This is a genomic window from Enterococcus sp. FZMF (genome assembly GCF_030263915.1).
Lineage (GTDB): Bacteria > Bacillota > Bacilli > Lactobacillales > Enterococcaceae > Enterococcus_D > Enterococcus_D casseliflavus.
Window position 1 is genome coordinate 112,648 of sequence record NZ_CP127160.1, and the last position, 14,328, is coordinate 126,975.

18 protein-coding genes are annotated in these 14,328 nt (G+C 47.1%); all 18 read left to right on the plus strand.

Translation table 11 applies throughout. The features are described from left to right. Positions 1-2: 2 nt before the first annotated feature. Positions 3-1,007, plus strand: coding sequence for a flagellar motor switch protein FliG (gene fliG / locus QN079_RS00510; protein ID WP_005226586.1), 1,005 nt, complete (start codon positions 3-5; stop codon positions 1,005-1,007). Next, a complete protein-coding gene (locus QN079_RS00515; protein ID WP_086338884.1) occupies positions 991-1,749 on the plus strand; it encodes a FliH/SctL family protein in 759 nt (252 codons plus the stop codon). The genes fliG and QN079_RS00515 overlap by 17 nt, the downstream gene beginning before the upstream one ends. Then, complete coding sequence (gene fliI / locus QN079_RS00520) at positions 1,746-3,098, plus strand: flagellar protein export ATPase FliI (RefSeq protein WP_289230209.1); 1,353 nt, start codon at positions 1,746-1,748, stop codon at positions 3,096-3,098. Before QN079_RS00515 ends, fliI begins: the two co-directional genes overlap by 4 nt. A gap of 22 nt (positions 3,099-3,120) precedes the next feature. Then, positions 3,121-3,540, plus strand: a complete 420-nt coding sequence (gene fliJ, locus QN079_RS00525) for a flagellar export protein FliJ (protein WP_005226592.1) — start codon at positions 3,121-3,123, stop codon at positions 3,538-3,540. Between the two features lie 65 nt (positions 3,541-3,605). Beyond that, positions 3,606-4,979 (plus strand): flagellar hook-length control protein FliK, encoded by a 1,374-nt coding sequence (locus QN079_RS00530; RefSeq protein ID WP_289230210.1) that lies wholly within the window; start codon positions 3,606-3,608, stop codon positions 4,977-4,979. Between the two features lie 12 nt (positions 4,980-4,991). Next, positions 4,992-5,423 (plus strand): flagellar hook capping FlgD N-terminal domain-containing protein, encoded by a 432-nt coding sequence (locus QN079_RS00535; protein WP_003129052.1) that lies wholly within the window; start codon positions 4,992-4,994, stop codon positions 5,421-5,423. After that, on the plus strand, positions 5,420-5,782 hold the full coding sequence (locus tag QN079_RS00540; protein ID WP_015508733.1) for a flagellar protein: 363 nt from the start codon (positions 5,420-5,422) through the stop codon (positions 5,780-5,782). Before QN079_RS00535 ends, QN079_RS00540 begins: the two co-directional genes overlap by 4 nt. A gap of 78 nt (positions 5,783-5,860) precedes the next feature. Continuing rightward, a complete protein-coding gene (locus QN079_RS00545; protein ID WP_074535607.1) occupies positions 5,861-6,757 on the plus strand; it encodes a flagellar hook-basal body complex protein in 897 nt (298 codons plus the stop codon). A 35-nt stretch (positions 6,758-6,792) separates the two neighbouring features. Continuing rightward, entirely contained in the window at positions 6,793-6,990 is a 198-nt protein-coding gene (locus QN079_RS00550) for a flagellar FlbD family protein (protein ID WP_005226609.1), read from the plus strand. A gap of 11 nt (positions 6,991-7,001) precedes the next feature. Continuing rightward, positions 7,002-7,505, plus strand: coding sequence for a flagellar basal body-associated FliL family protein (locus tag QN079_RS00555; protein ID WP_005472968.1), 504 nt, complete (start codon positions 7,002-7,004; stop codon positions 7,503-7,505). A 14-nt stretch (positions 7,506-7,519) separates the two neighbouring features. Then, on the plus strand, positions 7,520-7,885 hold the full coding sequence (locus QN079_RS00560) for a flagellar biosynthetic protein FliO (protein WP_005231716.1): 366 nt from the start codon (positions 7,520-7,522) through the stop codon (positions 7,883-7,885). Continuing rightward, on the plus strand, positions 7,882-8,646 hold the full coding sequence (gene fliP / locus QN079_RS00565; RefSeq protein WP_289230211.1) for a flagellar type III secretion system pore protein FliP: 765 nt from the start codon (positions 7,882-7,884) through the stop codon (positions 8,644-8,646). Before QN079_RS00560 ends, fliP begins: the two co-directional genes overlap by 4 nt. Before the next feature lie 25 nt (positions 8,647-8,671). Beyond that, on the plus strand, positions 8,672-8,935 hold the full coding sequence (gene fliQ, locus QN079_RS00570; RefSeq protein WP_005226613.1) for a flagellar biosynthesis protein FliQ: 264 nt from the start codon (positions 8,672-8,674) through the stop codon (positions 8,933-8,935). Positions 8,936-8,947: 12 nt separating this feature from the next. Beyond that, on the plus strand, positions 8,948-9,697 hold the full coding sequence (fliR, locus tag QN079_RS00575; protein WP_005232781.1) for a flagellar biosynthetic protein FliR: 750 nt from the start codon (positions 8,948-8,950) through the stop codon (positions 9,695-9,697). Positions 9,698-9,727: 30 nt separating this feature from the next. Further along, a complete protein-coding gene (locus QN079_RS00580) occupies positions 9,728-10,795 on the plus strand; it encodes an EscU/YscU/HrcU family type III secretion system export apparatus switch protein (RefSeq protein WP_016609019.1) in 1,068 nt (355 codons plus the stop codon). A gap of 19 nt (positions 10,796-10,814) precedes the next feature. Further along, positions 10,815-12,890 carry a flagellar biosynthesis protein FlhA gene (flhA, locus tag QN079_RS00585; protein WP_289230212.1) on the plus strand — a complete coding sequence of 692 codons (2,076 nt, stop codon included), beginning with the start codon at positions 10,815-10,817 and terminating at the stop codon, positions 12,888-12,890. A 30-nt stretch (positions 12,891-12,920) separates the two neighbouring features. After that, positions 12,921-13,628, plus strand: coding sequence for a sigma-70 family RNA polymerase sigma factor (locus tag QN079_RS00590; protein WP_005226623.1), 708 nt, complete (start codon positions 12,921-12,923; stop codon positions 13,626-13,628). Beyond that, positions 13,625-14,326 (plus strand): flagellar hook-basal body protein, encoded by a 702-nt coding sequence (locus tag QN079_RS00595; protein WP_061053556.1) that lies wholly within the window; start codon positions 13,625-13,627, stop codon positions 14,324-14,326. Before QN079_RS00590 ends, QN079_RS00595 begins: the two co-directional genes overlap by 4 nt. The last annotated feature ends 2 nt before the right edge of the window (positions 14,327-14,328 follow it).

Below are 14,328 nucleotides of genomic sequence, written 5' to 3' on the forward strand. Positions count from 1 at the left end.
CCATGGATACAATAGACGGGGTAAAAAAAGCAGCGATTCTTCTGATCTCTCTAGGATCAGATACCTCTGCAAAGATCATGAAGCTGCTGCCAGAATCATTTATACAAAAAGTGAGCTATGAGATCGCCAACATCGACTTTGTCAGTCCCGAAGAGCGGGATCAAGTATTGGAGGAATTTTCTCATACCGCAACGGCCCGCAAATATGTCTTAGACGGCGGGATCGATTATGCCAAAAATTTGCTGAACCAAGCATTAGGCCCTCAAAAAGCCAAAGAAGTCATTGACGTATTGACTCAGATCCAGCTGCGGGAACGGCCCTTTAATATCGCTCGCAAAGCCGATGTTCAACAGTTGACCAATCTGTTGATCGGCGAACATCCACAAACGGTAGCGTTGATTTTGTGCTACATGCAGCCGGACAAAGCGGCCAGCGTCTTGTCGCAGTTTCCCGATCATTTGCAAGTGGAGATCGCTGAACGGATCGGGACGATCTCCAGTACGTCGCCTTTGGTGATCGAACGGATCGAAAAAGTGATCGAGAACAAATTCTCGAATTACATTGAGAACGATACGGAAAATGTCGGTGGTGTGCACACACTGGTAGAAATCTTGAACTCAGTCAGCCGCAGCACCGAAAAGAACATTTTGAACGACTTAGAAAAGCGGCAACCGGAACTATCCAACGAAGTGAAATCCAGCTTGTTTACTTTCGAGGATATCGTGACCCTCGATCGCTTGGATGTTCAAAAAGTCTTGCGAGATGTTCAAAACGATGTCTTAGTCTTAGCGCTTAAAGGCACGACTGATGACATCAAGAACTTTATTTTCTCCAACCTCTCATCACGGGCGGTGGAAAATCTGCAAGAAGAAATTCAATTTATGGGTCCTACCCGCTTGTCTGCTGTAGAAGAAGCCCAACAAAGTGTGGTGGCTGTGATTCGACGGCTAGATGAAACCGGTGAGATCTACATCGGAAGGGGCGACCAAGATGCAGTGGTCAAATAGCAGTTTATTGAAGCAGCAGGCGGTCAAAACGACCGAAGCTGCGCGCAGTATTTTGACGGATACGACCATCAAAGCGCCGATTGAGAAACCAAGCTTAGACCCAGAACTGCAAGCGGCTAGACGTGCACGCCAGTTGGAGCAGGAACGGCATCTGCAGCAAATGGAAGCCTTGAAGCAGCAGATTTTGACCGATGCACAAGAACAAGCGGCGCAAATTCTAGCAGAAGCGAGAACGGAAGGCTTTCAAGCAGGACAAGCAGACGGCTTTCAACAAGGCTATCAAGAAGGACTCAATGCCAGCAAAGAAGCCGCGCAAGCATTGATGGCACAAGCCCAAGCCAATGTCGCTGAAGCCGTTTCTGAGATCAACACCTTTCGCTCAGAGAAAAAGCAAGAGATGATCGCTTATGGCACGGCAATCGCTGAAGCCTTGATCAATCAACGTTTTACAGATGAGCAAGCAGGCTTCCTGCCTTTTGTGGAGTCTGTGCTATGGCAATTTGAACAACCCGATCAATTTGTGACTGTTCGCAGCCAAGAGCAGCATCTTGCAGGGTTGCGAGAATTGTTGGAAACCAAAAAGCAGACGATCAGCGGGTTTCGCTATTTACTCATGGCAGATGACAGCTTGGCGGAACACGATTTTTGTATCGAATCTGAAAATGCCTTGGTGGTTTTTGAACTGAGGAAAGAAATCGCTCGCTTTTTGAGCCAATTTCTAGAAAGCAGTGTGAAGGAATGACGTTTGAATTACCAATCACAGCGCTGCGCAAAACGGCGCAAGCACAGCCGTTTTTTACCACCTACGGCAAAGTCAGCGAAGTTGTAGGTCTGCTGATCAAAGTCGAAGGGCTGGCGGTTTTCATAGGGGAAATCTGTGAAGTCGCATTGCAAAACAAGACACATACAGCCTTAGCCGAAGTCGTAGGCTTTGTGAAAAAAACTGTGCTCCTGATGCCCCTTGATCAGCTAGAAGGCGTCGGACCGGGCTGTTTGGTGCGGCCAACTGGCAAATCGTTGACGGTAAAAATCGATGATACGCTGCTAGGGCACACCTTAGATGGACTAGGGCGACCGTTAGATATGGCGCTGGAGCTGGAAAGTGCGCCAGAATATCCCGTTAGTCAAGATTCTCCTGACCCCTTTCGCCGTCAAAAAATCGCTGAGATCATGCCGACAGGTGTCCGGGCGATCGATGGTCTTTTGACCGTCGGCCTTGGCCAACGGATCGGCATTTTTGCCGGCAGCGGGGTCGGTAAGAGTACTTTATTGGGGATGTTGGCTCGTTATTGCGAAGCCGATGTCATCGTGATCGGCTTGATCGGCGAGCGGGGACGAGAAGTCAAAGAATTTATTGAAAATGATCTAGGCCCAGAAGGTTACCGCAAGTCGGTCGTTGTCTGTGCTACCTCCGATATGCCGCCCCTCGTACGATTAAAAGGGGCTCATGTGGCAACAGCGATCGCTGAGTATTACCGCGATCAAGGGAAGAAAGTCGTATTGATGATGGATTCGGTGACCCGTTTTGCGATGGCACAGCGGGAGATCGGTCTATCGACAGGCGAGCCGCCGACGACCAAAGGCTATACCCCTTCTGTGTTTACAGCTTTACCGAAGTTGTTAGAACGCAGTGGGATGTCGGACCAAGGCTCGATCACGGCCTTTTATACTGTCTTGGTAGAAGGGGATGACATGAATGAACCGATCGCTGATGCGGTGCGGGGAATTCTTGATGGACATATTCTGTTGTCCCGAAAAATCGCCGCTCAAAATCATTATCCTGCCATCGATATTCAAAACAGCCTCAGCCGCTTGATGAAGACCCTTGTTTCTGAGGAACAGCATAAACATGCGGGGGAACTAAAAGAAAACATGGCCGTTTATGCAGAGGCCAAGGATTTGATCGATATCGGTGCCTACAAAAGCGGCAGCAATGCGTTGACCGACCAAGCGATCGCGCTGCATCACCCCATCCTGCGGTTTTTACAGCAAAAAGTGGATGAGCGGATCCCATTTGAACAAACGATTTTTGAACTGGCGCATTTGTTCAGTGAAGAAGCGCTGATCGAGCGCCAGCGTTCGACCATGTAAAACAGATCATAAAGGAGCAGCTATGCAAGCATTTCACTTTTCCTTAGAAAAAGTATTGGATCACCGAAAAACCATTGAGCAAGAAGCCAAACGCGCTTACGCCCAAAAACAACAGTTATTGATTCAGCAAGAACAGCACCTGAATACGCTGACACAGGAAAAAGCCCAGCTTTTTGATGTCAATGAGATGACCATTGGGCGGATGCAAGTGCAACAACGCTATTTGCTTGCGTTGAATGCCACCATCGATGAGGTTCAGAACAAAATGTTTCACGTGAAGCAAGAATTGGCAGAGTCTTTATCGGTGGTGGTAGAAGCGCAGCAGGAACGCAAGATCGTGGAAAAGCTGCGAGAAAAACAATTTGCTGAATACACCTATGAACAGCAATTGGAAGAGCAAAAACAATTGGATGAGTTCGGCAATCGCGCCTTATTTTCTTAAAGCACTAATGGTTTTAGTGATGAGACGACCTTGGTTTCAAAGCATCAGCTGAGAGGAGGTGAACAATGAAAGAGATCACAACAAGTGCCGCAACCGCTGTACCTATCGGTAGCAAATCAAAAAAGACGGAGGCGTCACCAGAAGTCTTCAGTTTGCTGATGCAACAGCTGACGGAACAGACAGCAAGCAATCTGCCAGCATCCTTCGAACCATCAGGTATGACGGAGCAAACCGCCACCGCACCAGAAATGGGGATTGCCAGCAGTATGGAACATCTGCCACAGGAGCCAGAAATCACTCCAGCAGTCGAACAACCTGCAACGACACAAGCGCCAGAAATGAGCCAGATCAGCCAGGCACCTTTTGCAGGCTTGGTTCAAGAAGCGCCACAGGCATCAATGGCAACGACGGAGCAGAACCAAACGAGCGCCACAGCAGCTTCTCTCGACAGTGTTTCAGCAGCTTTTCCAGCACCAATAGACGTAGACACCACAGTCGTCAACCCCTCCGAGCCTGCGCTTGAAGGTCTAGCTTTGATGACAAATGACAGAAGTGAAGCCGCAGCAACAACGCTTGAAACACCTTTGCCAGAAGACTTAGTAGGCGAGGAGCAGACCACGGCAAAAGGAATCGCTCCTTTCAAGGAAATCAAGGAAGTCGATTCAGTAACACAAGCCGCGATTGCGCAAACGACAGAAGCACAGCTGAAACAGTCCACCGAAGGGACCGCGCAATTGGGCCAAACGGGACCATTAAATCAAGTGTCGCCAGTGACCAACCAAGCGACGGATACGACTAGCACCTTGCAACGCACGAATGAAACAGTCGCCAAAAAAGCGGAAGCTGTTTCTGCACAAGCCATTGCTTCTTCAGCAGTAACTGACAATGAAATGGCGGCACCAGCACTGCAGCTGCTTGATGTTTCTCCCCTTTTGACCAAGCAAGGACCAACGCCAACAAAAGCGAATATGGAACAAGCGGTCCTGCCCTTAGCAAAAGCGACTGCCCAACTTGTCCAAACGAGCAGCACGGCAAGCGAGAAAAAAATCACGCTGCAATTCGTTCCCGAAAAATTAGGCACGATCCAGCTTTCCCTAGAAACGAATGCCCAAGGCAGCCGCTTAGAACTGACCGTTCAGCAGCCGCAAGCCAAAGAATTATTGCTGTCCATCAAGCATGAGCTAGAGCAAGTTTTGCAAAAGCAAGAGCAGCCGATCCTAGCGATCAAAGAACCTACGTTAGCTTCTGTCCAGCAGGCTAGTCCGCTGGCAAATCAATCCTTTGCCGGCAGTATGATGGCAAGTGACAGTCAGTTAAGCCAACAGCGGTTTTTACAGGCTCAAAAAGGACAAAGCAAAAAGCCGTTTCATCAAAGCAATACGGCTGAAGAAGAGCCGCAATTAGCACCGATCGATCATGCGATCAGTATTTTAGTGTAAAGGAGGAGACCTATGGCAGATGAAATTACAGCAGCTGCGGCCGGTATTGCCAATACATCGGCATTAACGCAAACAAAAAAATCTTCAGATATCTCCATGGATGATTTTTTGAAGATCTTAGCCGCATCTATGAGCAACCCATCGATGGGAGGCAGCGATTCTTCTGGTGGTGGTAGCACCGACTATATCTCGCAACTGGTTCAATTTACGACCTTAGAGAGCTTGAATGAATTGAGCGAAACATTGACGACCTCGGTGATTTTACAGCAACAGCAGCAAGCTTTTAGCTTGATCAATAAACAAGTCACTCTGATGGACGGCACAGAAACATTGTCAGGAACCATCGAAAAAGTCCGCTTTGCCAATGGCTACGCCACGATCGTCGTAAATGGCAAAGAATACAGTATGAGTGCGATCCAAGAGATTGGCGGCGAAGCAAAATGAGTTTGACGATTCAACAGGGGCTGCAAAAAGTTGCCGGGGAGCCTTATCAACATCCCCGCAAAGGCGTGGACAAACAAGCCTTTTCTGCAATGCTTGAACAAAAACAAAGCGACATCAAAGTCTCGCATCATGCGCAAAAGCGTTTGACCGCAAGAGAATTGACCTTACAAGACGATGATTATCAATCCCTTTCAACGGCGCTTAGTGAGCTCGCGGAAAAAGGCAGCAAAGAATCACTGCTTGTTTACAAAGATATGGGCTTGATCGCCGATGTCCATTCACGAACCATCATTACGGCGATGGGGATGAATGAGCTTCACACCGTCACCAATATTGACAGCGCCACATTTATCAAATAGCAGCTGGACTGAAAAGGGGCTGCAAGTATTTTCTGAATGACAGAGGAAAATACGCCAACCATAAGGAGGAAAACAAGCATGTTACGATCATTATATTCAGGTGTTAGTGGAATGAAAAATCTTCAAACGAAAATGGACGTGGTTTCCAATAATATCGCCAACGTCAATACGGTTGGATTCAAATCAAGTCGAGTACTTTTCCAAGACATGATGAGCCAAACGATGTCTAACGCAACTGCGCCAGGCAACGGCTTAGGTGGGATCAACGCAACGCAGATCGGTTTAGGGGTTCAGACGGGCTCCATCGATACTATCAATACAGTCGGTGCCCCGCAATCGACAGGTCGCAGCATGGATTTTTATATCAGCGGACAGGGCTACTTTATGGTACAAGGACCAGGAGCAAATGGCGAAACCTATTACACACGAGATGGCGCATTCGTGCGCGACAGCAACGGAACCTTGACCAATAGTGATGGGATGCAAGTCTTAGGTCGTTCAGTCAATGGCGGTCAACCAGTTGTCTATGATGACAACTTTGATGAAAACACGGCATTGAGCGGACAAGGTGCGGTATCTCCCTTGTCGATCCCAAGCACACTGACCGTCAATGGGGAAACCTTGACCTATAACTCCATGGCGATCGATGCCAATGGCTTAGTGTTGGCAAAATACGGCAATCAAACCTTTGTGATGGGAAAAGTCGGTGTCGCAACCTTCAATAACCCAGAAGGCTTAGAAAAAGTCGGCGGCAACAACTATATCCAAACCAGCAACTCAGGAAATCCGATCGTTGCAGGACCTGGCAACAATGGCGCAGGAACGCTGCAAGCAGGTGCCTTGGAAATGTCCAATGTCGATCTTTCAACAGAATTTACCGAAATGATCATTGCGAGCCGTGCCTATCAAGCGAATTCAAGAAGTATTACGACTTCTGATGAAATGCTGCAAGAATTATTGAATCTAAAACGTTAAGAACGTGACGCTTCATCATTGAGAGGAGTTTGACCATGATTCTAGTGACAGCATTGAATGGTAAGCCATTCTATTTAAATCCAACATTGATTTATCGGATCGAAGAAATGCCGGATACATTGATCACACTGACAGACGGCAAAACATTAGTGGTGACGGAAGCTGCGCAAGAAGTTGCGCAGCGGGTGATCGAGTATCATACGGTGATCCATTCGAACCAAGTGAAAACGTAAGGGTGGGAAAGATGGCAAAAGAAGAAAAAGCACCAAAAGCAGAAAAAGAGAAAAAAGGCTTGAGTATGGTTGTTTTACTGCCGATCCTCTTGATCGTGGTAGTCGGCGGCAGTATCGGCGGGACCTTAGTGACGAATCACTTTTTGACGGGGGAAAAAACAGCAGCTGCTGAAACAGCAAAAGACAGCAGCAAAATCTCCTCAGACGAAGCGATCGTGGCATTGGATGAATTTTTAGTCAATCTGGCCAAAGAAGACAACCAAGAGCAGCAATACATGAAGGTCAATTTATCGATTTTAGTGGCGGATGAGGAAAAAAGCGCGGAAGCCACGAAAAATGTGGCCGTCATTCGTGACAGCGTCGTAAATTTATTGCGCCAACAAAAGGCCAGCGGTATTTTGAGCTCCGCCGAAAGTGTACCGAATTTAAAAAAAGCATTGAAAGAAACAATTAATCAGGAATACGGATCAGAAATCGCCAAGGATGTTTATGTGACGGATTTAGTGATCCAATAGAAAGAGGCATGTTGATGGAAACATTTTTATCGCTGGTCAAAATGATTGGGTTTTTGCTGCTTATTCTTTATTTGATCAACATCAGTTTGAAATATTTGAATCGTTACACGAACCAGCACAATCACCAGCTGCGTATTTTGCAAAAAATCGCCGTCAGCAAGTCGTCTTCGATCGGGATCGTCCAAATCATGGACAAATGTTATGTCATGAGCTTTTCTGAACAGCAAAACCAAATCATCAAAGAGTTGACGCCAGAAGAAACGGCCGCTTTTTTACAGCAAAGCCTAGAAAGCACCCAAGTGCAAGCTGGCAAAGACTTTTCTGAATGGCTCAACAAAGCCAAGGCGGAAATTGCTGGAAAACGAGGCAAGCAAAAATGAAGATCAAAGGCAGAGATATCAAGATCATGGCTGCGGTCCTTTTCAGCAGTCTGATGCTTCCGCAGACGGCATTTGCGCTAGACATGGAAGACGTCAGTTCCACCATCAACAATTTATTGTCGAATGGGAATGGCTCAAGTGATACGATCAATACTTTCTTGTTGCTGACGCTGCTTTCCCTTTTACCAGTCTTGCTGATCATGATGACTTCTTTTACTCGTATCATCATGGTCTTGTCCTTTGTGCGCAGTTCGTTAGGTACACAGCAAAACCCGCCCAATCAAGTGTTGATCGGGTTGGCCTTATTCTTGACATTTTTTATTATGAAACCTGTGTATACCGACGTCTACCAGCAAGCGATCGAACCGTTTGATCGACAAGAGATCAGCCAAGCCGAAGCCTTTGACCGCTCAGAAAAACGGATCAAGGCCTTTATGATGGTACAGACACGGGAAAAAGACATTGCCTTGTTTGCGGAAGCTGATGGGGAGACCGAAAAGTATCATTCTTCTGACGATGTTCCTCTGACCGTTATGGTACCGGCGTTTATTATCAGTGAGTTACGAACGGCTTTCAGTATCGGCTTTTTGATTTTTATCCCCTTTTTGATCATTGATCTGGTCGTCTCCAGTATCTTGATGTCGATGGGGATGATGATGCTGTCGCCGATCATGATCTCACTGCCCTTCAAGATCTTACTATTTGTTTTAGTGGATGGCTGGTATCTGATCGTGGAGTCGCTGATCAAGAGCTTTCAATAGCCGCTAAGAAAGGAGCCAAGAGGAAATGACAGTAGAAATGGTACTTGATGTGCTAAGGGAAGCCTTTCTTCGAATTTTAGCGATATCTGGCCCTGCCTTATTGGTCGGCATGCTCGTTGGATTGGTGATCAGTATTTTTCAAGCCACTACCCAAATCCAAGAACAAACGTTGAGCTTTGTGCCGAAACTATTAGCGATTTTTTTGACCTTGATCTTGGCGGGGAATTTTATGCTGAATCTCTTGTTGAATTTTACCAAAATGATTTTCAAGATGATTGCGGCAATGTAAGGAGGAAACCTGATGGCGCCGATTCAAGCGACGGTGTTGATTTTTTGTCGAATATTGGCGTTTGTCGTCCTTTGTCCGATCTTCTCACAGCAAAATTTTCCGTCACTGGCAAAAATCGTGATCGGCATGGCGTTGACGGTCCTATGTCTGCCGACGGCACCTGCGATTCCCGAGCTTTCCCTCTTTATGCTGACGGTTTTCGTCATCAAGGAAGTACTGTTTGGGATGGCGATGGGCTATTTGAGTCAGCTGGTCTTTACTGGTGTGGAAATTGCGGGTCAACTGATCGACTTTCAAGTAGGCTTTTCGATGGCGCAAGCCTATGATCCGACGTTGCAAATCGCCTCTTCCCAGTATGGCAAAACGTACTATTGGCTGACGATCGCTGTGTTTTTTGGACTTGATCTGCATCATCGACTGATCACAGCACTGCTGTTGTCTTTTCGGATCGTGCCCTTAGGCTCTGTGGTGATCCAAGGAACGACGGTTGAAGGCATCGTCAAACTTTTCAGCCAAATGATGGTGATGGCAGTCAATCTTGCGGCACCAATGATCATTGCGCTGCTGTTGGTGGACCTGGTGCTAGGTGTGATTTCTCGGTCGATTCCCCAGATCAATATTTTGATGATGAGTCTTTCGATGAAAACCGCCATCAGTTTTGTGGTGTTTCTCTTGCTACTACCCAATGTTCTTTCGTACTTAGGCAAACACTTGCCAGATACGGTCCGCTACTTGCAGGAGTTTATCGAGTCCTTTCAATAAAGTAACAGGTAGCCAGCAGGAGGTGAGAAGATGGCAGAAAAAGATGGCAAAACCGAACTACCTAGTGCCAAGCGGCTGCGGGATGCCCGCAAACGCGGGGAGGTCCCTAAGACCCAGGAATTAGCAGCAGCTGTTTCGCTATTGGTCTTCTCGTTTTTGATCCTGTCTTTATGGCAGTTTTTCGCAGCTTCTTTTTTGCCTTATTTTTCCCGAAGTTTGGCGCAGCTGGCTGATTATCAAACCAGTTTGGCGGATCTGCCGAAACTGGGGGTGCAGAGTATCTTGCTGCTGCTTTTGTTGTGTGCGCCCGTCTTTCTGGTCGCGCTCGGAGTCGGGCTTATCACGAATTATGCCCAAGTTGGTCTGTTGTTTTCTGGCAAGGCCGTCAAGCCAGACTTTAAAAAGCTGAACCCCATCAGCGGGATCAAGCAGCAATTCAGTTTGCGCTCGTTGATGAATTTAGGCAAAACATTGGCGAAATTCGGCGTGATCGTCTACTTGTGCTACCAACAATTTTTAGCCGCCGTCCCTGTTTTACTGGGTTTGAGTGAAGTCGGGTTGGAAAAAACGATCCTGTTCATGCTGCTGCGGGCCAAAGAATTGTTTTTACAGATCTCGATTTTCTTGATCGTTTTGGCCGTAGTCGACTACGGCTACCAACGCTATAGCCATCGTAAGAACTTGATGATGAGCAAGCAGGAAGTCAAAGAAGAGTTCAAGCAAATGGAAGGTGATCCGCAAGTCAAAGCACAGCGCAAAGCGAAGTACCGTGCGATGACCCAAAATGCCATCGCCAACGTCAAAGAAGCGACGGTTTTGATCACCAATCCGACCCATTTCGCCATTGCGATTCGTTACGATGCCAGTAGTGAAGGGGTGCCGCGGGTCCTGGCCAAAGGGGCAGATCAGCTGGCGCAGCGGATGAAAGCAGAAGCACTGAAAGAAAATATTCCACAGATCGAAAACCGTGAAGTGGCACGAGCCCTTTATCGCCAAGTAGAACCCGGGGATCTGATCCCGGTTGAGATGTATGAAGCCATTGCCGAAATCATCGCTTTAGTCTATCAGTTAGAAGAAAGCCAACGCGGCAAGATTTAAGGAAACAGGAGGAACAAAAATGAATGAGGCTGCCTCAAAACCGAAAAAAGGCATTGGTCTGGCGGATATCTTAATCTCGGTGATCGTCCTAGCTATTATTGGTTTGATTATTATTCCATTACCGAGTGCACTATTAGATATTCTGATCATTATCAATTTGACGATCGCGATCAATATTTTACTGATCACCCTGTTTACCAAATCAGTGTTGGAATTCACTACGTTTCCAACCTTGCTGCTGATCACAACGATGTTTCGTTTAGGTTTGAACCTATCTTCCACGCGGTTGATCTTGACCCAAGGAAATGGCGGACGCGTGATCGATGCCTTCGCCAATGTCGTTGCCGGCAGCAATTACATCGTGGGGATCATTTTGTTCGTGATCATCATGGTGGTTCAGCTAGTCGTCGTGACCAATGGTGCAGGGCGTGTCTCAGAAGTGACTGCTCGCTTCACATTGGATGCGATGCCCGGCAAGCAAATGGCGATCGATTCCGACCTAAATGCCGGTTTGATCACGGAAGCGGATGCCCGCAAACGACGAAAAGATCTGCAGCGAGAAGCTGATTTCTTTGGTTCGATGGATGGTGCCAGCAAGTTTGTCAAAGGGGATGCGATCGCAGGGATCTTGATCACTGTCATCAATTTAGTCGGCGGGGCGATCATTTTCTCCATGGGGGGACAAATGACCGTCATGGAAGCCTTCGCCCAATTCGGGAAACTGGCAATCGGGGATGGCTTGGTCAGCTCGATTCCCTCTTTATTGATTTCCATTGCTTCTGGGGTGATCGTGACTCGTTCTGATAACGATAGTTCGTTTGGTTTAGATATTGCGTCAGATATGATGCGTAATCCCCAACTGTTTCGGATCGTGGGGGCGATTCTCTTCGTCTTAGCCTTAGTTCCTGGGTTTCCGTTTGTGCCTTTTGTGTTGATTGGCTTAGGCCTTTTCGCAGCCAGCTTTCTGGTGACGCAAAAAGAAGAAAAGCAGCGAGTGGAACAAAAACAATGGGAACAAAAATTGGCACTGGAACGCAAAAAAGAAGCACAGGAAGAAGACGATTCCGTGGCTTCCTTCCAAGTGGAACCAATCTCAGTGGAAATCGGGTATGGTCTGATCCCTATCGTGGATAGTTCGATCGACAACAGCTTGATGAACCGCATCGTGGCGATCCGTAAACAGAGTGCTAGAGAATTAGGGATCTTAGTCAGTCCCGTTCGTATTCGCGACAATCTCTATTTGGATGCCAACGATTACGTGATCAAGATCCGCGGCAACGAAGTCGGCCGCGGCGATATTTACCCGAATAAAGTCATGGTGATCAGTCCGAATGAAGAGCCGTTTCCTTTTCAAGGAATCGCAACAAAAGAACCAGCCTTTCATCTGGATGCTATGTGGATTGATGAATCCGATAAGGAGATGGCGGATCTGCAAGGGTTTACGATTATCGAGCCGTTGACCGTGATCGCAACACACTTAAAAGAAATCATCTATGCCCATGCACCAGAGCTGTTAGGTCGCCAAGAAGTCAAGAAATTATTGGAGGGCATCAAAGAGCAGTACAATGTCGTGATCGATGAATTGATCCCCGATATTTTACGGCTCGGCGAGGTCCAAAAAGTTTTACAAAATTTATTGGATGAGCAAATTCCCATCAATGACTTAGCAACGATCTTAGAAACTTTAGCCGATTACGGCGTTGTCACGAAAGACGTAGAAGTTTTGACAGAATATGTCCGCCAAGCATTGAAACGGACGATCGCTGCCAAGTATGCCAATGAGAACCACGAGCTGCAAGTGGCGGTGATCCAGCCGAAACTAGAAGAAATCATCGCTCAAAGTATCCAAAAAACCGCAACTGGCTCGTACCCGGTCTTAAAACCAGATACCGTGACCAAGCTGTTGGATTCCATCAGTGGGATCCAACATGCGGCGATCGCTCAAAATATCAATTTCGTGATTCTGGCATCGCCTAAGATCCGGTTAGCATTCAAAAAAATGATCGTTTTTAATTTTCCAGATATCGCCGTTCTTTCTCTAAATGAGATTCCCAATGAAATTGCGATCGAAACGGTGGGCAGTATTGACATTTAAGCAGAATTTTCTTAGGAAGGGGCATCGCCGATGTATGAAGTCGATCGAGAAGCGGAGATCATCAAGTATCTGCCGCTAGTGGAACGGGTGGTTCAGCGCCTGTCTATCAAAACCGCCGATTATGAATCAGGCGATCTCTATAATATTGGGGTGATTGGGCTGATGGATGCCTTGCGGAAATTCGATCCCTCAAAAAAAGTTCCTTTTGAAAGCTATGCAGCGATTCGCATCAAAGGAGCAATTATTGATGAAGTACGCAAGCACGCCAAAATCTCCCGATACAAAATGGCGGCAGTCAATCAGTTTTATCAAGCACGGCAAGAGTTGGAGCAAAGCCTCAAAAGAGAAGCGACCGACACCGAGATCTGCAAACAGCTGGGAATCAACCAAAGTCAACTAGCGGATATTTATGAGAGTCTGCACTACTTAGCCAGCGTCTCTTTGGAAGATACCTTGTTTGCTTACCAAGAAGAAGGCATGACCTTAAAAGATATGGTTCGGGATCCAGCCGAAAATGTCGAAGAGACCTTGGTCGCTGAAGAAAAACGCACCGCCTTGGTGGCGTGCATCAAAAAATTAGGGGAACGGGAACAATTGATTTTAAGTTTGTACTATACCGAAGAACTGACGTTAAAAGAAATCGCTGAAATCTTAGAAGTCTCGATTCCGCGAGTTTCACAAATTCATGGCAAAACGATTGCCAAATTGCGCACATTGATTGAGGAGGAACTGGCATGATTCGAGGATTGGATGTCTTATCACGGAACATTTCATTATTACAAAAGCGACAAGAGACGACGAGCGGCAATATTGCCAATGTCAATACAACAGGGTATCAAGCAAAAACTTTGTTCCAGTCGGCGCTAGATGAAGTCGCATTGCATAATTACCAAAGCGGGCCCAATGCGGATACCCGCCGTGATATCGGTGGATTGTCTTTAGGGACCCAATTGGCAGGCAGTACCATCAGTCAAGACCAAGGTGCTGTCAAACAGACGGGACAAGCCAGCGATTTTGCACTGCTTTCCGAAGGCTACTTTGTCGTTCAAAATAATGCGGGGCAGCGGTTGTATACGAGAAATGGCGACTTTACCGTCAATCAGCAGAATCAATACGTGACACAAGAAGGCTATCTTGTCTTGGGTGCCAATGGACAAGCAGTCAGCGCCTTGGGACCAGCGAACTTTCAGATCCAAACATTCCCCCCAGAAGCATTGACTACAGCTGGTCAAAACTATGTGACTAGCAACGCAGCAGGAACCACGGTGAATGCACCCGTGATCCAGCAAGGTGCCTTAGAACAAGCCAATGTAGCGGTTGCCGATGAAATGGTGGCGATGATCCAGACTTCTCGCGAATTTGAAGCCAATCAGAAAGCCTTGAGTTCAACGAATCAGACATTGCAAAAAGCGGTCAACGAATTAGGAAAGATTTGAGG